This window comes from Ectopseudomonas toyotomiensis, assembly GCF_900115695.1.
In the GTDB taxonomy this organism is placed as follows: domain Bacteria; phylum Pseudomonadota; class Gammaproteobacteria; order Pseudomonadales; family Pseudomonadaceae; genus Aquipseudomonas; species Aquipseudomonas toyotomiensis.
Window position 1 is genome coordinate 420,662 of the sequence record NZ_FOXK01000005.1, and the last position, 23,619, is coordinate 444,280.

Here is a 23,619-nt window from a genome sequence, read left to right on the forward strand (position 1 = left end):
GCATAGACATGGGCAAGATCGAAACCCCCGATAGCGCCACTCGCGGCATCCTCAATGTCAGCCGTCGCACCCTGCTCAAGGGCGCCGGTGGCTTGGCGCTGGGCATCTTCTTCGCGCCGCTGATGCGCGGCATGGATGCGCTGGCGGCAGGTGGCCCGCTGGAGCCGAACGCCTTCGTCCGTATCGACCTCGACGGCACGGTGACCGTGCTGGCCAAACACCTGGAAATGGGCCAGGGCAGCTACACTGGCCTGGCCACCTTGCTTGCCGAAGAGCTGGATGCCGACTGGGACAAGGTGCGCGTCGAAGGCGCGCCCGCCGACGCCAAGCGCTACAACAACCTCGCCTTCGGCCCGATGCAGGGTACGGGCGGCAGCACTGCCATGGCCAACTCCTGGGAGCAGATGCGCAACGCTGGCGCGACCGCCAAGGCCATGCTGGTGGCTGCGGCCGCACAGCGCTGGGGCGTGCCGGCCAGTGAAATCAGCGTCAGCCAGGGTGTGGTCAGTCACGCCGGCTCAGGCCGCAGCGCCGGCTTCGGTGAGCTGGTCGAGGCGGCGGCGTCACTGCCGGTGCCGGAGCAGGTGCAACTCAAGGACCCCAAGGACTTCAAGCTGATCGGCAAACGCGAGCTGCGCCGCAAGGACAGCCCGGGTAAGACCGATGGCAGCGCCATCTTCACCCAGGACTTCAAGCTGCCCGGCATGCTGGTGGCCATGGTTGCCTACCCGCCGCGTTTCGGCGGCGTGCCGCGCTCGGTCGACAGCAGCAAGGCCAAGGCCGTGCGCGATGTGGTCGAGGTGGTGGAGTTTCGCGATCTGCCCCACGGTCGCTCCGGTGTCGCCGTGTTGGCGAAGAACACCTGGGCGGCGCGCCAGGGGCGTGATGCGCTGGTGATCGAATGGGACGAGAGCCAGGCCTTCACCCTGGGCAGCGAGGAAATTCTCGCGCAGTACCGCGAGAGCGCGGGCAAGCCGGGTCTACCGGCAGCGAACAAGGGCGACGCTGATGCGGCGCTGGCCCAGGCGGCTAAAACCGTCGAGGCCGAGTACGAGTTTCCTTATCTGGCGCACGCGGCGATGGAGCCGATGAACTGCCTGGTGAAACTCTCCAGCGACCGCTGCGAAATCTGGAACGGCGAGCAGTTCCAGACTGTCGACCAGGCCATCATCAGCAGTTATCTGGGCCTGACGCCCGAGCAGGTTTCGCTGACCCAGCTGTATGCCGGCGGCAGCTTTGGTCGTCGCGCCGGTTCGGTGTCGGACTACCTGCTGGAGGCGGTGGCCATCACCAAGGCTGCGCGTGACAAGGGCGTGGATGCGCCGGTGAAGATGGTCTGGACGCGCGAGGATGATACCCGTGGCGGTTATTTCCGGCCGCTGTACCTGCACCGCGTGCGCATCGGCCTGGATGAGGCCGGCAAGCTGCAGGCCTGGCACAACCGTATCGTCGGTCAGTCGATCATTGCCGGTACCTCGATGGAGCCGTTCCTGGTCAAGGACGGGATCGACCACACCTCGGTGGAGGGGATTTCCAACCTGTCTTACGCGGTGCCCAACCTGCAGGTGGAGCTGAGCACGCCGACCAATATCAAGGTGCCGGTCCTGTGGTGGCGTTCGGTCGGTCATACCCACACCGGTTACGTCGCCGAAACCATGATCGATGAGGCCGCCGTCGCTGCAGGGCAGGACCCTTACGCCTTCCGTCATGCGTTGCTGGACAGTCATCCGCGTCACCGCGGTGCGCTGGAGCTGGCCGCCAAGCAGGCTGGCTGGGACAAGCCGCTGGAGGCGGGCGCCGAGGGCGAGAAGCGCGGGCGTGGCATTGCCGTGCATGAGTCGTTCGGCTCGTTCGTGGCGCAGGTCGCCGAAGTCACGGTGAAGGCCGATGGCAGTTATCGCCTGGATCGCGTGGTGTGCGCCGTGGACTGTGGCATCGCCATCAACCCGGATGTGATCAAAGCGCAGATGGAAGGGGGCATCGGCTTCGCCCTGGCGGCTGCTCGGCACAGTGCGATCACCCTGAAGGAAGGGCGGGTCGAGCAATCGAACTTTCACGACTTCCAGGTGCTGCGCATGAACGAGATGCCCAAGGTCGAGGTGCATATCGTACCGTCCGCGGCGAATCCGACCGGTGTCGGTGAGCCGGGCGTGCCGCCACTGGCGCCAGCTCTTGCCAACGCGCTGTTTGCAGCGACCGGCGTGCGCCTGCGCAAGCTGCCGTTCCCGGCGCAGATCAAGGCCTGACGTCCGATACTGGAAACACGAACGCCCGGGGGTAATCCCGGGCGTTTGCGTTTATGGGGCAGTTGGGGGCGTTCGCGGCCAAAGCCCCTGCCACAGAATTGCGCCAGGGGTAGATCTGAGGCCACTCGCGGTATCGCTCTGTGTAGGAGCCGCTTTAGCGGCGAGCCAGATGATCGCGGCTGAAGCCGCTCCTACGGAGGTGGCGGGCAAGAAGCCGTAGGGTGGCTTTAGCCCACCCTACGAATCTGTGGCCTCGATGCAATCCGGGGATCAGGACGCACTTAGTCTGGTCGCCGGCTCGATCTCGCTGCAGTCCAGCGGCGTTGGCGTGTGGATCGCCGCCTGGCGATGCTTGAGCATACCGCCTGCACGGAGGTTAATGGCGGCGGTCATCTCGGCGAGAATCGCCGTGGCCACGCTTTCCGGCGTGTCGCCGCCGATGTCCAGGCCGATGGGGTAGTGCAGGCGCTCCAGCGCCGGCAAGTGCGGGCTGTGTTGGCGGATCTCGTCCAGCAGGCGCTCGGTGCGATCACGTGGCCCCAGTTGGCCGATATAGGCCGGCGTACCCTGCAGCACGCTGCCCAGCCAATGGCGATCCTGGCTGTAGCTGTGGCTCATGATCGCCACCATGGCGCCGTCGGTGAGCGCGCGCAGCTCATAGGGTGGACGTGCATTGACCTGCAGCACCGTGTCTGCGTCGGGAAAGCGTTCGGCGCGGGCGAAATGCGCGCGGCCATCGACCACGGTGACGTGCCAGTCCAGCAGCTTGGCCATATGCGTCAGCGGTTGGGCATCATGCCCGGCGCCAAAGATCACCAGGCGTCGCTGCGGCGCCAGGTATTCGCAGAACACCTCGATCTCGCCGCGCGCATCGCGGTAGCTGCGCAGTGAGGAGTGGCCATCGGTCAGGGTTCGCTGCAGATCGGCATGCACTTCGGCGTCGAGTGCCGGGTCAAGCAGGCGGCCGCTGTCGGTCAGCGATGGATGCAGGAACAGGCGCTCACCCACGCGCACGCGGGCGTTGCGATAGCTGCCGATCACCGTGGCGACCGCCCCGGCCTGGCCGCTTTCGCGTACCTGGCGCAGCAGCTCGAGCACCGCCAGCGGCTTTTCCGCGCTGTGGCGCTCGAGCAGCACGTGCACGGTGCCGTTGCAGCCGAGGCCGAAGGTCAGCGCGGCGTCCTGGTCATCATCGTCGTCATGCGTGGCGGTGCTGTAACGACGGATCACCGCTTCGCCGCCATCGGTCAGCCACCAGGCCTTCTTCGCCACTTCGGATTCCAGACAGCCACCGCTGATGGTGCCCACAGTGCCGCCGTAGAGCGGGATCAGCATGCGCGCGCCGGGGCGGCGGTAGGCCGAGCCTTCGACCTTGACCACGGTGGCGAGCACGGCCTGGCCGTTATCGCGTTCGAGCGTGCGGACGGCATCGAGCAGGGCGCTGATTCCCGACAGCATAGGTTTCTCCCAGGCAGGTTTTGGTGAGGCGACCCCAAGGTGGCAATGTCCCGTATCTAAGTGAAGAAGGGTTAGGCCGATCCTGCGAGATTCTTGCCCGATCCTGCGTGGCTGGGCTGGAAGCGCTCGGCCAGTTTGACGATTTGCGCGCGCTCGGTGCGGATGAAGTCGACAAAGGCCTGCGCCACCGGCGACAGGCGCCGGCCGCGGATATTCACCACGCACCAGCTGCGCTGCAGTGGTAGCTCGGCCACCGGCAGCTCGCGCAGCAGGCCGTGTTGCAGCTCCAGGCGCACGGCATGACGTGGTAGCAAGGCAATACCGAGGTCGGCGAGCACTGCCTCGCGCTGCGACTCCAGCGAGCCGATCTCCAGGGTGTTGGGGAAGTGCGCACGTTTCTGGTGGCAGTACTCTTCGCAAGCGCGCCGAGTGCCTGAGCCGCTTTCGCGGATCAGCAGGGGATAGGTGGTCAGGTCCTGCAGTTGCAGGCTGTCCGCCTCGCACAGAGGGTGATCCGGCGGCGCCACGGCGATGATCGGATTCTCGAGAAAGGGCATGAAGTCCAGCGCCATGTCCTGCGGCACCTGGCTCATGATCATCAGGTCGTCGCGGCTCTGGGTCAGGCGGCGCACCACCAAGGCGTGATTGACCACCGTGAGATTCAGGCTGACTTCCGGGTATTGGCGGCGAAATTCGGCGAACAGGTGGGGAATGAAATATTTTGCGCTGGATTCCACGCACAGGTTGAGCTGCCCCTGCAGTGAGCCCTGCAGGTCGGACAGCTGCATGTCCAGGCTCTCCAGGCGGCCGAAGATATCGCTGCTGGCGCGTTTGAGTGCCTCGGCGGCTTCGGTCAGGTAGAGCTTCTTGCCAACGTACTCGAACAGCGGCTGGCCGACCAGCTCCTCCAACTGACGAATCTGCAGGCTGACAGCGGGCTGGGTCAGCGCCATTTCTTCGGCCGCGCGGCTGTAGGAGCCGTGCTCGCACACGGCACGGAACACCTGGAGCTGGCGCAAGGTCATGCGCAGCAGGGTTTTACGCACGGTTTCGTCCTCGTTCGGTCAATGCATAAGTAATTACTTATGCACGATCAAATAATTATTCATTTTTGTTAATTCGTATAGCCGGATAGGGTTTCACCACGTTTGCAACCAACTGTTGCGGCGGCCCTTGCAGCTCTGCGCTGAGGATTGGATCGTGATAAGAAAAATACTGATCGCCAACCGTGGTGAGATTGCCGTCCGCATCGTGCGGGCCTGCGCCGAGATGGGCATCCGCTCGGTGGCGATCTACTCCGATGCGGACCGTCATGCCCTGCACGTCAAGCGTGCCGATGAAGCGCACAGCATTGGCGAAGATCCGCTGGCCGGCTATCTGAACCCGCGCAAGCTGGTCAATCTGGCAGTGGAAACTGGTTGCGACGCCCTCCACCCCGGCTACGGTTTTCTGTCCGAAAATGCCGAACTTGCAGAGATCTGCGCCGAACGCGGGATCAAGTTCATAGGCCCAAGTGCGGAAGTCATCCGCCGCATGGGCGACAAGACCGAAGCCCGCCGCAGCATGATGGCCGCTGGCGTGCCCTGCACCCCTGGCACCGAAGGCAACGTTGCCGACCTGGCCGAGGCCCTGCGTGAAGCCGAGCGCATCGGTTACCCGGTGATGCTCAAGGCCACTTCCGGTGGTGGCGGCCGTGGCATTCGCCGCTGCAACAGCCGCGAGGAGCTGGAGCAGGCTTACCCGCGGGTCATTTCCGAGGCGACCAAGGCCTTCGGTAGCGCCGAAGTGTTCCTGGAAAAATGCATCGTCAACCCGAAGCACATCGAGGCGCAGATTCTCGCCGACAGCTTCGGCAATACCGTGCACCTGTACGAGCGCGATTGCTCGATCCAGCGCCGTAACCAGAAACTGATCGAAATCGCCCCGAGCCCGCAGCTCACCCCCGAGCAGCGCGCCTATATCGGCGATCTGGCCGTGCGTGCCGCGCAGGCCGTGGGCTATGAGAACGCCGGTACCGTGGAGTTCCTGCTCGCCGAGGGCGAGGTGTACTTCATGGAGATGAACACCCGGGTGCAGGTGGAGCACACCATCACCGAGGAAATCACCGGCATCGACGTTGTTCGTGAGCAGATCCGCATCGCCAGCGGCCTGCCGTTGTCGGTCAAGCAGGAAGACATCATCCACCGCGGTTATGCCCTGCAGTTCCGTATCAACGCCGAGGACCCGAAGAACAACTTCCTGCCCTCGTTCGGCAAGATCACCCGCTACTACGCGCCCGGCGGGCCCGGCGTGCGTACCGACACGGCGATCTACACCGGTTACACCATTCCGCCCTATTACGACTCGATGTGCCTGAAGCTGATCGTCTGGGCGCTGACCTGGGAAGAGGCGATGGACCGTGGCCTGCGCGCGCTGGACGACATGCGCGTGCAGGGCGTGCGCACCACCGCGCCCTATTACCAGGAAATCCTGCGTAACCCGGAATTCCGTAGCGGCCAGTTCAATACCAGCTTCGTCGAAAGCCACCCGGAACTGACCCAGTACTCGATCAAGCGCAACCCGTCGCACCTGGCCATCGCCATCGCCACCGCCATCGCCGCCCACGCGGGCCTGTAGGGGACATCATGAGCAAGAAGATCACCGTTACCGATACCGTCCTGCGCGATGCCCACCAGTCGCTGCTGGCCACGCGCATGCGCACCGAGGACATGCTGCCGATCTGCGACAAGCTCGACCGCGTCGGCTACTGGTCGCTGGAAGTCTGGGGTGGCGCCACCTTCGACGCCTGCGTGCGCTTCCTCAAGGAAGACCCCTGGGAGCGCCTGCGCCAGCTCAAGGCGGCGCTGCCCAATACCCGCCTGCAGATGCTCCTGCGCGGGCAGAACCTGCTCGGCTACCGCCACTACAGTGATGACGTTGTAAAAGCCTTCGTCGCCAAGGCGGCGGTCAACGGCATCGACGTGTTCCGCATCTTCGATGCGATGAACGACGTGCGTAACCTGCGCGTGGCCATCGAGGCGGTCAAGGCTGCCGGCAAGCATGCTCAGGGCACCATCGCCTACACCACCAGCCCGGTGCACACCACCGAGGCGTTCGTTGCCCAGGCCAAGGCCATGCAGGCGATGGGTATCGACTCTGTCGCCATAAAGGACATGGCTGGCCTGCTCACACCTTACGCCACCTTCGCGCTGGTCAAGGCACTGAAGAGCGAAGTCGATCTGCCGGTATTCATCCACAGCCACGACACGGCGGGTCTGGGTTCGATGTGCCAGCTCAAGGCCATCGAAGCCGGTGCCGACCATATCGACACCGCCATCTCCAGCCTGGCTTGGGGTACCAGTCATCCGGGCACCGAGTCGATGGTCGCCGCGCTCAAGGGCAGCGAATTCGACACAGGCCTGGATCTGGAACTGATCCAGGAAATCGGCATGTACTTCCATGCCGTGCGCAAGAAGTACCACCAGTTCGAGAGCGAATTCACCGGCGTGGATACCCGCGTGCAGGTCAACCAGGTGCCGGGCGGGATGATTTCCAACCTGGCCAACCAGCTCAAGGAGCAGGGCGCGCTGAACCGCATGAACGAAGTGCTGGAAGAGATTCCGCGCGTGCGTGCCGACCTCGGCTTCCCGCCCCTGGTAACGCCGACGTCGCAGATCGTCGGCACCCAGGCGTTCTTCAACGTGCTGGCCGGCGAGCGCTACAAGACCATCACCAACGAAGTGAAGCTGTACCTGCAGGGCCGCTACGGCAAGGCGCCGGGCAAGGTCGACGAGCAACTGCGCAAGCAGGCGATCGGCAGCGAAGAAGTGATCGACGTGCGCCCGGCCGACCTGCTCAAGCCCGAGCTGGCACGCCTGCGTGAAGAGATCGGCAGCCTGGCCAAGTCCGAAGAGGACGTGCTGACCTTCGCCATGTTCCCCGACATCGGGCGCAAATTCCTCGAAGAGCGCGCGGCCGGCACCCTCAAGCCGGAAGAGCTGCTGCCCATGCCCAATGGTCAGGGCAAGGCCGCGCCGGTGGGTGGCGAGGGCGTGCCGACCGAGTTCGTGGTCGACGTGCACGGCGAAAGCTACCGCGTCGACATCACCGGTGTCGGCGTCAAGGGTGATGGCAAGCGCCACTTCTACCTGTCCATCGACGGCATGCCGGAAGAAGTGGTGTTCGAGGCGCTCAATGAATACGTCGCAGGTGCTGGCGGCAAGCGCAAGCAGGCCCGCGCACCGGGCGACGTGTCCACCACCATGCCAGGCAACATCGTCGATGTGCTGGTCAAGGAAGGTGACAGGGTCAAGGCCGGTCAAGCGGTGCTGATCACCGAAGCAATGAAGATGGAAACCGAAGTGCAGGCGCCGATTGCCGGCACCGTCAAGGCCGTTCACGTGGCCAAGGGCGACCGCGTCAATCCGGGCGAAGTACTGGTGGAAATCGAAGGTTAACCTCTATGGAGCCCGGCCTGTTGGATGGGCAAGTTTGACGGGGCGTAACCCGGGCTCCTTTTTTTATTCAGCGCCACGGCGCAGGTTTGTCCCGGGGGCCGCAAGGCTCCCTTTTTTTGCACGGCACATCCATGTGCGTCACCCTTTCGGTGGCCTTGCGCAAAACGCTAACGGCGTTTTTGCGACTCCCCAGCGGGGGCCAAGCCTGGTGTGCCGGCCAAGCTTTCCGGTCATGCCCCGGCGCTTCGCCTCCTCGGCGAGGCAAAGCAGGGCGATCAGCACCGCCTTGTGCCGGGGCATGGCCCTTTCCCTTCGCTCGTGCAGTAGTGGCTAAACCATGGAATCGCGCGTCAATCTGAGGGTTCCGTATACCGCGTGCTAACGCAACAGATGGAGGTAAGTCCAAGTGGGTCTGGATCCGGTGGTGCTGTTCTTCGTCTTCGGCTTGGTCGCGGGCCTGCTCAAGAGTGAGCTGAAGCTGCCGGCGGCGCTGTACGAGACGCTGTCGATCATCCTCCTGCTGGCCATCGGTCTGCACGGCGGGGTGGAACTGGCGCAGCAGGCCAGTCTGCAGCTGCTCGGTCAGTCGGCATTGGTGCTGGCACTGGGGGTGCTGCTGCCGATCCTGGCATTCGTGCTGCTGCGCGGCCTGCGCTTCGACCGCGTCAACGCCGCCGCGGTGGCGGCGCACTACGGTTCGGTCAGCGCCGGTACCTTCGCCGTAGTGGTGGCCTACATGCTGGCCAAGGGCGTCGAGTTCGAGAGTTACATGCCGCTGTTCGTGGCCATTCTGGAGATTCCGGCGATCCTGGTCGGTATCGTCCTGGCCAAGGGCATTTCGCGCGAGACCCACTGGGGCGAACTGGGCCGCGAGATCTTCCTCGGCAAGAGCATCATGCTGCTGCTCGGCGGTCTGGTGATCGGCGCGATCGCCGGCAAGGAGGCGATCAAGCCGCTGGAGCCGCTGTACACCAGCATGTTCAAGCCGGTGCTGGCGTTCTTCCTGCTGGAGATGGGCCTGATCGCCTCCGGCCAGCTCGGTGCGCTGAAGCAGTTCGGTGTGCGCCTGGCGGCCTTCGCCCTGCTGATGCCGCTGCTCGGTGCGCTGATCGGCGCCCTGCTGGCCCGCTTCATGGGCCTGAGCCTGGGCGGCACGGCGATGCTTGCCACGCTTGCGGCCTCGGCGTCCTATATCGCGGTACCGGCGGCGATGCGCCTGGCCTTGCCCGAGGCCAACCCGTCGCTGTCGCTGACCGCCTCGCTGGGCATCACCTTCCCATTCAATATCCTGATCGGCATTCCGCTGTACCTGGCGCTGGCCGAACGACTGATCGCCTGGGGGTTCTGAGATGAACGCACATAGCCGCACTCTGCTCACCGTGATCTGCGAGTCGGCGCTGGAGAAGCGCCTGCTGGCCGATCTGGAAGCGCTCGGCGCACCCGGCTGGACCATTTCCGACGCCCGTGGCCGTGGACACCGTGGCGTGCGCAGCGCCGGCTGGGACACCGAAGGCAATATCCGCCTGGAAATCATCTGCAACCGCGAATTGGCCGAGCGCATCGCCGAGCATTTGCAGGTGCGCTACTACGACCACTTCGCCATGGTCTGCTACCTGGCGCAGGTGGAAGTGCTGCGCGGGGAGAAGTTCTAAGGCACATCAGGGGGCGGAGCCGCCTGGGCTGTGGAGCTCTGGGAGGAGCATCGCGTCTAAAGCCCCTCCCACGGTCACGGTGCGTTTTGTGGGAGGGGCTTTAGCCGCGAGCCTGCGTATCAGCTCTGTGGGAAACGTGCGCGTGGCGTCGCCATTGGAATCTTGTCGCCGTCGAGCGGCAGGAAGCTGCCCAGCTCGGCGTCGTAGGCCTTGATCTGGCTGGTCTCGATGTCATACACCCAGCCATGGATGAACAACTGGCCGCGCGCCAGCTTGGCTGCCACCGACGGATGGGTGCACAGGTGGTTGAGCTGCGCCACCACATTCTCTTCGGTCAGCACGGCCAGGGCTTCCTTGTCGTCGCTGCAGTTGCAGTTCTCTGCCACCACACTGCGCGCTACCTCGGCATGACGCAGCCAGGCTTTTACCGTGGGCATGGTTTCCAGCGAGGCCGGATTGAGCACCGCTTTCATCGCGCCGCAGTCGGAGTGGCCGCAGATGACGATGTGTTGCACACCCAGGGCCATCACCGCGTACTCGATGGCAGTGGAGACGCCGCCCATCATCTGCCCGTAGGCCGGCACCACGTTACCGACGTTGCGGTTGACGAACAGGTCGCCGGGCGAGCTCTGGGTGATCAGCTCTGGCACCACGCGTGAGTCGGCGCAGGTGATGAACATGGCGCGTGGGTTCTGGGCGGTGGCGAGCTTCTTGAACAGTTCTTCCTGCTGCGGGAAGACCTCGTTGCGAAAGCGCTTGAAGCCATCGACGATGCTGTGCAGCGCCTGCTCGGCGGTTTCGTTGCCCTCGTGGGCCTGAAGCGGAATCACCTGATGTTTGTAAGGCATGCCCTGAACCTCTGGGTTATCTGAAAATACGCTGCTAGAACGACAGTCATTGCGCCGTGCGAGTCACACGCCAAGTGTCGCCTCCAGCGAGCTGAGCGACAACCGGCGGTTTCGGGCAATTCGCCTCGGCGCACAGGTGGTGCTGCGAGGGTGGGCCTGGTCAGCGCGCGCTCTGTCGCTCCAGCTCGTGCAGATAGGGCAGGTCGGGGCCAACCCGGGCGCAGGTCAGTGCGGCAGCCTCGATGGCCAGGCGCAGCATGTCGTTGATTTGCTCGCGGTTCAGGTTCGCCAGCGCCTCGGGGCTATCCAGATCGTGCCGTGCCAGGTAACTGAGCAGCGCGGCCTGGAAGGTATCGCCAGCGCCAACGGTGTCACGGGTGTGCACCTCCACTGCCGGGGCCGACCAGTGCCCGTGGCGGCAATGGACGCTGGCGCCTTTGCTACCGTGGGTGAGAAACACCAGTTGGCAGCGCTGGTTGAGCCAGCTCGATGCGACCTGCTGCGGGTCGCACTCGGGGTACAACAGCTGCAGATCCTCTTCGCTGACCTTGATCAGGTGCGCGTAGCCGGCGAAGGTCTCGACGCGCTCGCGCCAGTGGGCGATATCCGGCGCCGGACCGAGACGCACGTTGGGGTCGAGGCTGATCAGGCGCTGCCGGTGTTCGCGTTGCACCAGCTGCAGCAGCGTCTCGGCCACCGGCTCCACCACCAAAGAGAAGGAACCGACGTGCAGGCCGCGCACCCCTGCATCCAGTGTCGGCAGGTGCTCGGCGAGCAGTTGGCGGTCGGCACAGCCTTCGCCACGGAAGGAGTACTGCGGCGAGCCGGCAGCGTCCAGGCCAACCATCGCCAGGGTGGTCGGCGCATCGCTGGCGATCAGGTAGGCATCGCTCACGCCTTCGTCGCGCAGCACCTGGCGCAGGCGCTGGCCGAGGCTGTCCGAGGAGATCCCGGTGAACAGCGCCGAGTCGGCACCCATACGGCGCAGGCCTAGCGCCACGTTGAACGGCGAGCCACCGGCGATGGCCTTGAAGGCCAGCTCATTGCCACGCCCACCGTCGCTCTGGATGAACACGTCGAACAGTGCTTCGCCACAGACCAAATACATATGTGTCTCCCTCTAGCAGGCTGTTGAAAAACTACCTGCGTTGCCTGGACGTTGTTAAAAACAGCCTCGCGTGCGAGCCCAGTCAAAATGCTCATTTGCAACTCGTAAACTGCGCTTTTTCGGCTGTTTTTGCCTAGGCCAGCCAGCCTCGCCTACGTTTTTCAACGGCCTGCTACAGCCGTGGCGTGCTCTCGGCCAGCAGACTGACCTGCTCGCGGTAGCGTTGATAGACCTCTTCGTACCGCGCCGTGCGCGCCGGGTCTGGCTGCGTCTGGGTGCTGGCATCGAGCTTCACGCAGCGCTCGCACAGTTCGGCCAGTTGCGCCTGGCGATCCGCTGCGGGCGTCAGGCACCAGGCGGCCTGGATCGCGGCGCCCAGCGCGGCGGCTTCGGTGTGCTGCGGGCAGACCAGTGGTGTGCCCATGATGTCGGCGATCACCTGGCGCCACACCGGGCTCTTCGCCGCGCCGCCGATCAGGCAGATGGTCTGGCTCTGCAGACCGCTGGCGCGCAGCAGGTCGAGGCCGTAGCGCAGGCCGAAACTGGTGCCCTCGACCACCGCCCGGCACAGGTTGGCGCGGGTCAGGTTATCGCTGTCCATACCCAGCAGGCTGGCGCGTGAGCGGGGCAGGGCCGGCACCCGCTCACCGTTGAAGAACGGCAGCAGCAACAGGCCCTCGGCGCCGATGGGCGATTGCCCGACCAGATCGCCGAAGCTGTGGATATCCAACTCCAGCAACTGCTGGATCAGCCCGGTGGCGTTGGTCAGGTTCATGGTGCAGATCAGCGGTAGCCAGCCGCCGGATGACGAGCAGAAGGTCGCCACCTGCGCGTGTGGGCTCACCGTCGGTTGGTCGCTGTAGGCGTAGAGCGTGCCGGAGGTGCCCAGGCTCATGGTGATCGCGCCCGGACGGATATTGCCGGTGCCGATGGCGCCCATCATGTTGTCGCCACCGCCGCTGGCCACCACGGCATCCGGGTTCAGGCCCAATTGCCGGGCGATCTGCGGGCGCAGGCGGCCCACTGGCTGATCCGAATCGGTCAGCTCTGGCAGCGCGTCGCAAAGGCGCCCGCTGGAGTCGATGAAGTTCAGCAGCTCGCGGTCCCAGCTGCGCGTGCGTACGTTGAAATAACCCGTGCCGGAGGCGTCGCCGTATTCGCTGCAGGCACGGCTGGTAAGCCAGTAATTGAGGTAGTCGTGCGGCAGCAGGATATGCGCGATGCGGGCGAATACATCGGGGTGTTGCTCCTTGGTCCAGAGCAGTTTGGATACCGTGTAACCCGGCGCGATGGCCACGCCCAGGCGTTGCAGCGAGCCGGCCTCGCCACCGAGATGATCGAGCAGGCGCTGGTTCTCCGGGGTCGACTCGGTGTCGCACCAGAGTTTGGCCGGGCGCAGCACCGCGCCCTGTTCGTCGAGCAGCACCAGGCCGTGCTGCTGGCCGGAAACACCGATGCCGAGGATTTGCTCGCCGCTGACACCGGCAGCCGCCAGCGCCTGTCGGGTCGCCTGCTCGAAGGCCTCCAGCCACTGCTGCGGCTGCTGCTCGCGGCGGCCATTGGCGCCGCTCTGCAGGGTATGGCTGGCGCTGCCGGCGCCGAGCACCTGGCCGCTATCAGCGTCCAGCACCAGCGCCTTGGTGCCCTGGGTGCCGCAGTCGATACCGAGGTACATGGCTTAGTCGCCCAGCAGGGTCTGCAGCGTACGGGTCACACCGAGCTTGCGCAGGCTGTCGTAACAGAGCTCGAAGGCTGCGATGAAGGCTTCTGACTGCGGGATCGCCGTGCCGAAGATCGCCTCGACGCCCAGTACCCGCTCGCGCACCTTGTCGTCATCGGCCACCAGCGCCTGACAGAACTCGGCGCGTGGATCGGGGATGCGATAGCGCGTGCCGTTCTCGTCGACGCCCTTGAGGTAAAGCGCCCAGGCCGCGACCACCAGCGCCACGCGCTCCAGCGGCCGGCCGTCCTCGATCAGGCGGTTGAGGGTGGGCACGATGAATTTGGGAAACTTCGACGAACCATCCGAGCAGACCCGCTCCAGTTGGTCGGCGATGGCCTGGTTGGAGAAGCGTTCGATCAGTGTGTCCTTGTAGCTGCTCAGGTCGATGCCCGGCACTGGCGCCAGTTGCGGGGTCACGTCCAGATCCATGAAGGCGCGCACGTAGCGGCGCAGCAATGGGTCGTTCAGGGTCTCGTGGACGAAGCGATAGCCCTTGAGAAAGCCCAGGTAGGTCAGCGCCAGGTGGCTGCCATTGAGCAGCTTGATCTTCATCTCCTCATAGGGCGTGACATCGTCGGTGAACTGCACGCCGACCTCTTCCCAGGCCGGGCGGCCGCTGACGAACTTGTCCTCCAGCACCCATTGCACGAAGGGCTCGCAGACAACCGGCCAGGCGTCGTCGACGCCGTGCTGCTCGGCCAGTTGCTGGCGATGGGCGGCGCTGGTCATCGGCGTGATGCGGTCGACCATGGCATTGGGAAAGCTCACGTGATGGTCGATCCAGGTCGCCAGCTCGTGGTCGGCCAGGTGGGCGAAGGCCAGCAGTGCCTTGCGCGTGACGTCGCCGTTGTGCGGCAGGTTATCGCAGGACATCAGGGTGAAGGCCGGAATGCCGGCGGCGCGACGTTTGGCCAGGGCCGCGCAGAGAAAGCCGAACACGCTTTGCGGCGATTCGGGGTGGCGCAGGTCGTGGGCAATGGCTGGCAGTTCGGCGAGAAATTCGCCGGTGCTGTCGTCGATGCAGTAGCCACCCTCGGTGATGGTCAGCGAGACGATACGAATCGCCGGGTCGGCCAATTTGTCGATCAGCGCCTGTGGCGACTCCTCGGCCAGCAGCATGTCGGTGATCGCGCCGATCACCCGCACCGGCAGGTCCGGTTCGTCGCCCAGTTCGACCAGGGTGTAGAGGTAATCCTGGCTGGCCAGGGCATCGCGCATGGCACGGTCTTCACTGCGCACGCCGATCCCGCAGATACCCCAGTCCAGTGCCAGGCCCTGGTTCATCAGGGCGTCGGTGTAGACCGCCTGGTGGGCGCGGTGAAAACCACCGACGCCAAAATGGGCGATGCCGGTGCGGATCATCTCTGGGGTGTAGCTTGGCAGCGCGACGGCGCCGCCAAGCCGGGAAAGCTGCTGGCGATTGAGTTTCATCTGGAACATCCCGTGATGGAGCGGCGTCAGGCGGCCTGCTGCAGTGGTTTGGCGACGGCTTGGCCATCGGCGTCGAAGAGGTGGCAGTGCGCCGTGTCGAAATCCAGGGTCAGGGCTTCGCCATAACGCGGCGCGAAGTCGCCGCGTACGCGCACCGTGAGCATCTCGCCCGAGGCGCAGCGCACATGGCAGAAGGTGTCGCTGCCCAGGCGCTCGCTGACGTCGGCGGTCACCTGCATGCGGCCCGCGCCGGTGCTGACCACGTTGAGGTGTTCCGGGCGTACGCCCAGGGTCACCGTGCTGCCGACGCTGAGGCCGGCGGCGGACTGCGGCAGCGTCAGGTGCGTGCCACATTCCAGCTGCAGGTCGCAGCTGCCGGCCTCGACCCTGTTCAGGGTGCCGCGCAGAAAGCCCATCTTCGGCGTGCCGAGAAAGCCGGCGACGAACAGGTTGGCCGGGTGGTGGTACAGCTCCAGCGGCGAGCCGACCTGCTCGACACGGCCGCCATTGAGCACCACGACCTTGTCGGCCAGGGTCATGGCTTCGACCTGATCGTGGGTCACATAGATCATGGTCGCCTGCAGGTCTTTGTGCAGCCGCGCCAGCTCCAGGCGGGTTTGTACGCGCAGGGCGGCGTCGAGGTTGGACAACGGCTCGTCGAACAGGAAGATCTTCGGGTTGCGCACGATGGCGCGGCCGATGGCCACGCGCTGGCGCTGGCCACCGGATAGCTGCTTGGGCTTGCGTTCTAGCAGCGCCTCGAGTTGCAGGATGCGCGCGGCGTTGGCGACCTTGGCTTCTATCTCCTGCTTGCCCACTCGGGCCAGGTCGAGGGCGAAGGACAGGTTCTTGCGCACGGTCATGTGCGGGTACAGCGCGTAGGTCTGGAACACCATGGCCAGGTCGCGTTTGGCCGGCGCAGTGTCGGTGATGTCCTGGCCATCGAGTTCGATATGGCCGCTGCTGACCTCCTCTAGCCCGGCGATCAGGCGCAGCAGGGTGGATTTGCCACAGCCGGAGGGGCCGACGAATACCACGAACTCGCGGTCGCGGATGTCCAGATCGACGCCCTGAATGATCGCCGTGCCGTCGAAGCCTTTTTGCAGGTTGCGGATCTTCAGATCAGCCATGTGGAAGGTCTCCCGTTATTTCACCGCGCCGAAGGACAGGCCGCGTACAAGTTGTTTTTGGCTGATCCAGCCGAAGATCAGGATGGGCGCGCAGGCCAGGGTCGAAACGGCGGAGAGCTTGGCCCAGAACAGGCCTTCGGGGCTGGAGTAGGAGGCCACCAGGGCGGTGAGCGGCGCGGCGGCGGAGCTGGTCAGGTTGAGCGACCAGAACGCCTCGTTCCAGCACAGGATCAGCGACAGCAACATGGTCGAGGCCAGGCCGCCGCGAGCGATCGGTAGCAGTACGCGGACGATCTCCTGCCAGGTGGTGGCGCCATCCAGGCGCGCCGCTTCGAGGATGTCCACGGGGATGTCCTTGAAGTAGGTGTACACCATCCACACGATGATCGGCAGGTTGATCAGGGTGTAGATGATGATTAGCGCCAGGCGCGAGTCGAGCAGGCCGAACTGCTTGGCCAGCAGGTAGATCGGCACCAGCACGCCGACCGGTGGCAGCATCTTGGTCGACAGCATCCACAGCAGCGTGCGCTTGGTGTGGCGGGTTTCGAAGAAGGCCATGGAGTAGGCGGCCGGCACGGCCAGGAGCATGCACAGCAGCGTCGCCGAGAGGGAGATCAGCACCGAGTTCCAGGCGAAGGCGAAGTAGTCGCTGCGCTCGTTGATGTGCAGGTAGTTCTCCAGCGTCGGCGTAAAGATGAACTGCGGCGGCGTGGCGAAGGCGTCGATCTCGGTCTTCAGGCTGGTCAGCACCATCCAGAAGATCGGGAAGAAGATCACCGCGGCGATCGCCCAAGCCAGGGCACCGATGATCAGGCTCTGCAGGCGACGGGATTGTTTCAGCGTCAGCATCTCAGGGCCCTCACTGCTTGTCGGTCAGGTTCTTGCCGATCATGCGGATCAGCACGATGGCGGCGATGTTGGCGATCACCACCGCGATCAGCCCACCGGCCGAAGCCATGCCGACGTCGAACTGCAGCAGGGCCTGGGTGTAGATCAGGTAGGCGAGGTTGGTTGACTCGTAGCCGGGGCCGCCGCTGGTGGTGGTGTAGATCTCGGCGAATACCGAGAGCAGGAAGATGGTCTCGATCATCACCACCACCGCAATCGGCCGGGCCAGGTGCGGCAGGGTCAGGTGCCAGAAGATGGCGATGGGGCCGGCGCCGTCGAGGCGTGCGGCTTCCTTCTGCTCCTGATCGAGGGACTGCATGGCGGTCATCAGGATGAGGATGGCGAACGGCAGCCACTGCCAGGACACGATCATGATGATCGAGAACAGCGGGTGGTGCGCCAGCCAGTCCACCGGCTGCGCGCCGAAAAACTGCCACACGGCGGCGAGGATTCCCGACACCGGATGGAAGATCAGGTTCTTCCACAGCAGCGCACTGACCGTGGGCATGATGAAGAACGGCGAGATCAGCAGCACCCGAACGATGCCGCGGCCGAAGAACTCGCTGGCCTCCAGCAGCGCCGAGATCAGTACGCCGAACACCACGCTGATCAGCAGCACGCTGCCCACCAGCAATACGGTATTGCCGGCGCCGGAGAGGAAAGCGGCGTCGGTGACGAAGTACTCGAAGTTCTCCAGGCCGACGAAATCGTTTTCGCCGGGGTACAGCAGGTTGTAGCGGATCAGCGAGAAATAGACGGTCATGCCCAGCGGCACGATCATCCAGATCAGCAGCAGGGCCACCGAGGGGCTGACCAGAAACCAGCCGGGCGCCAGGCGCCGGGGCTTGCGCGCCGCCGGCGTACTGGCCTGCGTGGCGGGGGTATCGATGGCCGGAGAATTCATCATGCCTCCGAGGGCGGAATTGGGGGGCGTAACGCAAGTGTGCGGCCGGTAGGGTGGGTCGGGCGGCGTTTCGCCCCGTTGGGTGGGCTTCAGCCCACCGGTTCACCGTGAGTTCGTGGTGGTCTAAAGCGGAATGCCGCCCGGCCCACCCTACGGGACCGCAAGATGGCTATTTCGGATAGCCAGCGCGCTTCATTTCCCGCTCGGTGCTCTGCTGGGCGGCCTGCAGTGCCTGCTGCGGTTGCATCTGCCCGGTCATGGCGGCGGTGAACAGCTTGCCGACGCTGGTGCCGATGGCCTGGAACTCGGGGATGGTCACCAGCTGGATACCCACGTAGGGCACCGGTTTGGCGCTGGGGTTGGCTGGGTCGGCCTTCTGCAGCGAGTCCAGGGTGACCTTGGCGAACGGCGCGGCCTGCATGTAGGCATCGCTGTAGGTCGAGGCGCGAGTGCCCGGCGGCACGTTGGCCACGCCATCGCGCTCGGCGACCAGTTTGGCATAGGCCTTGGAGGTGGCCCAGGCGCTGAAGGTCTTGGCGGCGTCCTTGGACTTGGAACTGGTAGGAATCGCCAGCGCCCAGGAATACAGCCAGGAGGCGCCCTTGTCGGTGACCTGGGTCGGCGCGAAGGTGAAGCCGACGGCATCGGCGACCTTGCTCTGCGAGGTGTCGGTAACGAAGGAACCGGCAACGCTGGCATCGACCCACAACGCGCACTTGCCGCTGTTGAACAGCGCCAGGTTCTCGTTGAAGCCGTTGCTGGAGGCGCCGGGCGGGCCGTACTTCTTCATGTTGTCGACGTAGAAATTGAGGGCGTTCTGCCACTCGCTGCCGGTGAATTCCGGCTGCCACTGCTCGTCGAACCAGCGTGCGCCGAAGGCGTTGGCCAGAGTGGTGATCAGCGCCATGTTCTCGCCCCAGCCGGCCTTGCCGCGCAGGCACAGGCCGTACTGGCCCTTGTCCGGCTGGTGCAGCTTGCCGGCGAATTCGGCCATCTGCTCCCAGGTCGGTTGCTCGGGCATTACCAGGCCGGCCTGCTCGAACAGGTCCTTGCGGTAATAGGTGATCGAGGCTTCGGCATAGAACGGCAGGGCGTACAGCGTGCCCTTGGCGGACAGGCCTTCGCGCACCGAGGGGAAGACGTCGTCGAGGTCGTAGTCGGCCGGCAGTTCGGTCATCGGCTCCAGCCAGCCTTTCTCGCCCCACAGCGCCGCTTCGTACATGCCGATGGTGAGCACGTCGAACTGGCCACCCTGGGTGGCGATATCGGTGGTCAGGCGCTGGCGCAGCACGTTCTCCTCGAGCACCACCCACTTCAGGCGGATGTCAGGATTCTGTTCTTCGAAGGTCTTGGCCAGCCGCTGCATGCGGATCATGTCGCTGTTGTTGACCGTGGCGATGGTCAGGGTCTCGGCGCCCTGGGCGACCAGAGTGAGGGACAGGCAAGAGGCTGCAACGAGGGCTTTGATCGAGTTGTTCATGCTTGTGAACTCCTCTCCCGCGCCGGTGCGGCTACGGAAGAACGTTATTGTTTTTGTTTGGCTCGGCCCGGATTACACCCCCGCAGGCCTGCACGAACAAATCCTTGAGCGCACAGTGATCGATACTTTTTTGCACTGCTGGGGCAGTGAGAAACCGCCACGGTAAGGGGGGTAACTGTCTGGCATGAGGGGTGTAGAGAAGGTCGGGGTAGAGGACGACTGCAGATTCAGTACAGGTTTTGCTCGGTCAGGCGCTGCACCGCCAGCTTGCGATAACCCGAGGGGGTCATGCCCTTGAGCTGCTGGAAACGGCGGTTGAAGTTGGAAATGTTGCTGAAGCCGGACTCGAAGCACACGTCGGTCACTGGTTTGTCGCTCTTGCTCAGCAGTTCGCAGGATTTGCTCACTCGCAGGCGATTGACGAATTCGACGAAGCCACGCCCGGTGGCCTGCTTGAAGAAGCGCGAAAAGTAGGTGGTGGTCATGCCCAGGTGCTCGGCGACCTCCTCCTGGCTGATGCCCTGGGCGTAGTGCTGGAAGATGTAGTCCACCGCCCGGTTGATGCGCTCGACGTGCTGCTCGTCGCCCAGCTCCGAAGAGGTCACGGCCGAGAGCAACTGGTAATCCTCGCTGCCGGCGAGCAGCTCCATGAGGATGAAGAAGTACCCCAGGCGGGTAATGCCGCGGCTGTTGGCGATCTTGCCCATCAGTACGCCGGCTTCGCGTATCAACTGCGGGTCGCGGAACTCGATACCGAACTGCGCACGGGCGAGCAACGGCTGCAGGGTCTTCAACTCGGCAAACACCGCAGTACCGCTCTCCAGCACTTCATCGGTGAAGTTGACCAGCATGTCGCGGGTTTCCACCACCTCGCCTTCCTCGACCTGGCTGATCCAGTTGTGCGGCAGGCCGGGGCCGGTGAGGAACAGGGTATAGGGGGAGAAATTGCCGATGTAGTCGCCGATGAACACCTTGCCAGAGCTGGCGATGATCAGGTGTAGCTCGTATTCCTTGTGGAAGTGCCAGCGCACCAGTGGCGAGGGAAAGCCGTGCTGGCGGTAGATCAGCGAATGGCCTTCATGGTCGTCCATCAGTTCGTAGGACGGGTCGGCTACGCGGGATGTGCGGGTCATGGTCGTCGTCGGTCAATACCTCGAGTCACCACGTTTTAACATATCGAGGTGGGCTGCCAAGTCAGAGCAGGCTCAATTGCGCACCCGGCGGGCAGAACTGCGAACAGTCCAGCACCACGCTGCCGCGCCGATCCAGGCCGAGCTTGCGCCGTGCCAGGCGAAAACGCTGCTCCAGCAGATCGGCAAACTGGCCCTCACCACGCATGCGGCTGCCGAAGCGGCTGTCGTAATTCTTGCCGCCACGGCTCTGGCGAATCAGGCTCATCACGTGGGTGGCGCGATCCGGAAAGTGCACCTGCAGCCATTCCTCGAACAACCCGGCGATCTCCAGCGGCAGGCGCAGCAGCACGTAGCCGGCCGAGCGAGCGCCGGCATCACGGGCGGCTTCGAGCAGTGCCTCCAGCTCCATGTCGTTGATCTGCGGAATCATCGGCGCGCAGATGGCGCTGACCGGGACACCCGCTTCGTGCAAGGTTCGCATGGCGCGCAGGCGCGCCGCTGGGGCGGCGGTACGCGGCTCCATGATGCGTTTGAGTTCGTCATCCAGGGTGGTCAGGCTGAAGGCCACGCTGACCAGGTTGTGTCTGGCCAGCTCGCTGAGCAGATCAAGGTCACGCAGGATCAGCGAACCCTTGGTGATGATGTGCAGCGGGTGCTTGTAGCGCAGCAGGATTTCCAGGGCCTGGCGGGTCAGGCGCTGTTCGCGCTCGATGGGCTGGTAGGCGTCGGTGTTGATGCCCAGGGCGATCGGTTGCGGCACGTAGCCGGGCTTCTGCAGTTGCTCTTCGAGGCGTTCGGCCAGGTTGGTCTTGGCGATCAGGCGGGTTTCGAAGTCGATGCCCGGCGACATATCCCAGTAAGCGTGAGTCGGCCGGGCGAAGCAGTAGATGCAGACGTGCTATGTTATTGGTTCCACTCTCCAAGATTGGTTAAAAAATGACCAAAAAGTGCTTTCCTTATGTTCGTTTCTCATCTACCCGCCAGGAAGATGGATCAACGAGAACACGCCAAAATGAGCTTATAGAGGCGTTTGTGGCCAAGCACGGCTTGGAGGTAGATCGACACCTTGAAGACGCCGGAACGTCTGCTTTTCACGGTAAACACGCTGGTTCCGATGGTGTGCTTGGTCAGTTTCTCAAAGAGGTAAGGAAAGGAGAAATTGAAAAAGGTTCTTATCTACTTATAGAGAACTTTGACCGATTATCACGGGATAAAATTGTTCGTAGTAATAAGATTTTTACTGACCTTTTATTTTCAGGCATCAAGATAGTCATTCTTGATAAGAATAAAATTTATGATGCCGATAATTTAGATTTTGGTGATTGGATTACTGCTCTTGTTGAATTTGAAAGGGCTAACGCAGAAAGTCAGCGTAAAAGTGATTTTTCAAGCAAGGCTTGGAAACTCAATAGAGATAAGATGCACAATGGTGAAATCGTCACTAAAAAAGTTCCTACTTGGCTAAAAGTAGAAAACAACACATTCATCATTGATGAAGTGAAAATTGACAGAATAAGAACACTTTTCAGACTTTCACTTTCCAAAGGTCTACAAGAAGCAACCAAGGAATATAACACCTTATACGGTGAAAAATTGGCTATTCATCAAGCCCAATACCTATTAGGTAATAGAAAGTTAATCGGTGAGCATCAGCCCCAAAAAATTCATTACAACGAAAATGGTCGGCTCATTAGAAAAGATGAAGGAAATCCGATTCCAAATTATTACCCACAGGTAATAGATGAAGATTTGTTTTTAAAGGTTCAATCAGTCATCACATCAAGAAAACCATTTTCAGGTAGATATTCAGCCCAAAGATATAATGTTTTCCGTGATTTAATTTTTTGCCGTTTTTGTGGCGGAACTATTCGCTATATGAACAAAGGCGAAAGAGATTATTTTATTTGTACAAACTCGATGACAGGCAAATGCGGGTTAAAAGGACAGCAATCAATTCGCGGTAAAAAAGTATTTGGCCGTTTCTTTAAATTCACTAACGGCATCAATATTGGAACTCTATTAGAAGAAAATACCAATGCCGATGAAATCAAAAATGAATTGATGAAATTGGAGAACCAAAAAAACAAAATTTCTAATCGTCTTGATGATTTTAAATCTCAAATCAAAAAGATGGTTATGGAAGGTGAAACCATTCCAGAAACATACAATGAGATTATTGTTGATTTAGAAAATAGCATCATAAAATATGATGCTGAAATTGAAATCAAAAACAAAGAACTCGACAAGATTATTTCTTCATTTAGGTCATTCTATGATTTACAAGGAATTGATATTGAAAAAATCATCTATGACAAATCACAAGAAGCAATTGAAAAACGAGTTCAATATAACAATGAACTAAAAAACATCATCAAGAAAATCCAGATTGATTACTTGAATGACATTTTACATGTAGAGTTTTCCAATGGTGTTAATCGCCACATCCTCAATGATGAATTGGCAAATGAATACAACAAAGATGAAATTGAAAATTCTTGGGCTAGCGTAGTCAAATCTATTGCCCAAAAAACTAATTAACCAGTTTTAATTTCAGTTATCCAAGGCCACTAAATAGTGGCCTTTTTGTTCCCTGATATACGCCTTTTGTTTCCATTATTTTGTTATCAATTTAAATGGCAGTCCACGCCACTTGAAAACATTAAAATATATGGTACAACATTTATATGGCATTCTAACTATATGCGAGCAATAACAATGGAGTGCCACTTCGTGGACTTCCATTGTTGCTCGATTTTCTTCACTTCGTTTAGAAAATGGAAAAGCGGAAAGACTGCCACAATTAAGATAACAATTTAAGGTGATTACATGAGTGATATATTTCCAGATAAGGAGAAGAAAAAAGCAAACAGAAGTAAAGGTTCTACCATAACAATTAGAACAACAGAAAAGACTGCACTTGCATTTCAAGAATTAAAAATTAAAACCGGCTTAACCTATGAGCAGTTGATTGAAAAAATAATTACAGATGGATTTGGTTTGATTATTGAAATCAATAGCGAATCTTTAAAAAAGATATATGAGGCATTCGAAAAGAAAATATCAGAGCCATACAATAATCTTAATCAAATAGCCAAGCATCTTAATAGCAATGAATCCATCCCAGAAAAAAATTGGCAAACATTAGAGTCGATTGACACAACATTCAAAAAAATAAATACATA

General features: G+C 61.5%; 17 protein-coding genes and 2 pseudogenes. 7 read left to right on the forward strand and 12 right to left on the reverse strand.

What is annotated here, in order from left to right; genetic code table 11:
* Positions 1-8 precede the first annotated feature (8 nt).
* Positions 9-2,246, forward strand: a complete 2,238-nt coding sequence (locus BM186_RS12945; protein WP_074915749.1) for a xanthine dehydrogenase family protein molybdopterin-binding subunit — start codon at positions 9-11, stop codon at positions 2,244-2,246.
* 270 nt (positions 2,247-2,516) lie between these two features.
* On the opposite strand, the gene BM186_RS12950 is transcribed toward BM186_RS12945, so the two are convergent.
* Positions 2,517-3,704: an XdhC family protein gene (locus tag BM186_RS12950; protein WP_074915750.1), complete on the reverse strand. Its 1,188-nt coding sequence runs from the start codon at positions 3,702-3,704 to the stop codon at positions 2,517-2,519.
* 71 nt (positions 3,705-3,775) lie between these two features.
* A complete protein-coding gene (locus BM186_RS12955) occupies positions 3,776-4,750 on the reverse strand; it encodes a LysR family transcriptional regulator (RefSeq protein WP_074915752.1) in 975 nt (324 codons plus the stop codon).
* Between the two features lie 154 nt (positions 4,751-4,904).
* On the opposite strand from BM186_RS12955, the gene BM186_RS12960 reads away from it, so the two are divergent.
* From BM186_RS12960 to BM186_RS12975, 4 genes are all read left to right on the forward strand, one after another.
* Positions 4,905-6,320: an acetyl-CoA carboxylase biotin carboxylase subunit gene (locus tag BM186_RS12960; RefSeq protein WP_072425310.1), complete on the forward strand. Its 1,416-nt coding sequence runs from the start codon at positions 4,905-4,907 to the stop codon at positions 6,318-6,320.
* Positions 6,321-6,328: 8 nt separating this feature from the next.
* Positions 6,329-8,140, forward strand: a complete 1,812-nt coding sequence (gene oadA / locus BM186_RS12965; protein ID WP_074915754.1) for a sodium-extruding oxaloacetate decarboxylase subunit alpha — start codon at positions 6,329-6,331, stop codon at positions 8,138-8,140.
* Between the two features lie 406 nt (positions 8,141-8,546).
* Positions 8,547-9,488, forward strand: coding sequence for a sodium-dependent bicarbonate transport family permease (locus tag BM186_RS12970; protein WP_074915756.1), 942 nt, complete (start codon positions 8,547-8,549; stop codon positions 9,486-9,488).
* Between the two features lies 1 nt (position 9,489).
* Entirely contained in the window at positions 9,490-9,792 is a 303-nt protein-coding gene (locus BM186_RS12975) for a P-II family nitrogen regulator (protein ID WP_072425261.1), read from the forward strand.
* Positions 9,793-9,911: 119 nt separating this feature from the next.
* On the opposite strand, the gene BM186_RS12980 is transcribed toward BM186_RS12975, so the two are convergent.
* From BM186_RS12980 to BM186_RS13025, 10 genes and pseudogenes are all read right to left on the reverse strand, one after another.
* Complete coding sequence (locus BM186_RS12980) at positions 9,912-10,640, reverse strand: carbonic anhydrase (protein ID WP_003464702.1); 729 nt, start codon at positions 10,638-10,640, stop codon at positions 9,912-9,914.
* 160 nt (positions 10,641-10,800) lie between these two features.
* On the reverse strand, positions 10,801-11,748 hold the full coding sequence (locus BM186_RS12985) for a carbohydrate kinase family protein (RefSeq protein WP_074915758.1): 948 nt from the start codon (positions 11,746-11,748) through the stop codon (positions 10,801-10,803).
* 172 nt (positions 11,749-11,920) lie between these two features.
* On the reverse strand, positions 11,921-13,423 hold the full coding sequence (gene xylB, locus BM186_RS12990; protein ID WP_074915760.1) for a xylulokinase: 1,503 nt from the start codon (positions 13,421-13,423) through the stop codon (positions 11,921-11,923).
* 3 nt (positions 13,424-13,426) lie between these two features.
* Positions 13,427-14,902 (reverse strand): mannitol dehydrogenase family protein, encoded by a 1,476-nt coding sequence (locus BM186_RS12995; protein WP_074915762.1) that lies wholly within the window; start codon positions 14,900-14,902, stop codon positions 13,427-13,429.
* Positions 14,903-14,928: 26 nt separating this feature from the next.
* Complete coding sequence (locus BM186_RS13000) at positions 14,929-16,032, reverse strand: ABC transporter ATP-binding protein (protein ID WP_072425264.1); 1,104 nt, start codon at positions 16,030-16,032, stop codon at positions 14,929-14,931.
* Between the two features lie 15 nt (positions 16,033-16,047).
* Positions 16,048-16,881 (reverse strand): carbohydrate ABC transporter permease, encoded by an 834-nt coding sequence (locus tag BM186_RS13005; RefSeq protein ID WP_017676150.1) that lies wholly within the window; start codon positions 16,879-16,881, stop codon positions 16,048-16,050.
* 10 nt (positions 16,882-16,891) lie between these two features.
* A complete protein-coding gene (locus tag BM186_RS13010; RefSeq protein WP_074915764.1) occupies positions 16,892-17,824 on the reverse strand; it encodes a carbohydrate ABC transporter permease in 933 nt (310 codons plus the stop codon).
* 169 nt (positions 17,825-17,993) lie between these two features.
* A complete protein-coding gene (locus tag BM186_RS13015; protein WP_074915765.1) occupies positions 17,994-19,304 on the reverse strand; it encodes an ABC transporter substrate-binding protein in 1,311 nt (436 codons plus the stop codon).
* 227 nt (positions 19,305-19,531) lie between these two features.
* Positions 19,532-20,437 (reverse strand): AraC family transcriptional regulator, encoded by a 906-nt coding sequence (locus tag BM186_RS13020; protein ID WP_072425267.1) that lies wholly within the window; start codon positions 20,435-20,437, stop codon positions 19,532-19,534.
* A 61-nt stretch (positions 20,438-20,498) separates the two neighbouring features.
* Positions 20,499-21,335: pseudogene (locus BM186_RS13025) on the reverse strand (PA0069 family radical SAM protein); the annotation flags it as partial.
* A 38-nt stretch (positions 21,336-21,373) separates the two neighbouring features.
* Here BM186_RS13025 and BM186_RS13030 point away from each other — a divergent pair.
* A complete protein-coding gene (locus BM186_RS13030) occupies positions 21,374-22,975 on the forward strand; it encodes a recombinase family protein (protein WP_074915767.1) in 1,602 nt (533 codons plus the stop codon).
* Between the two features lie 288 nt (positions 22,976-23,263).
* Positions 23,264-23,619: pseudogene (locus BM186_RS26300) on the forward strand (hypothetical protein); the annotation flags it as partial.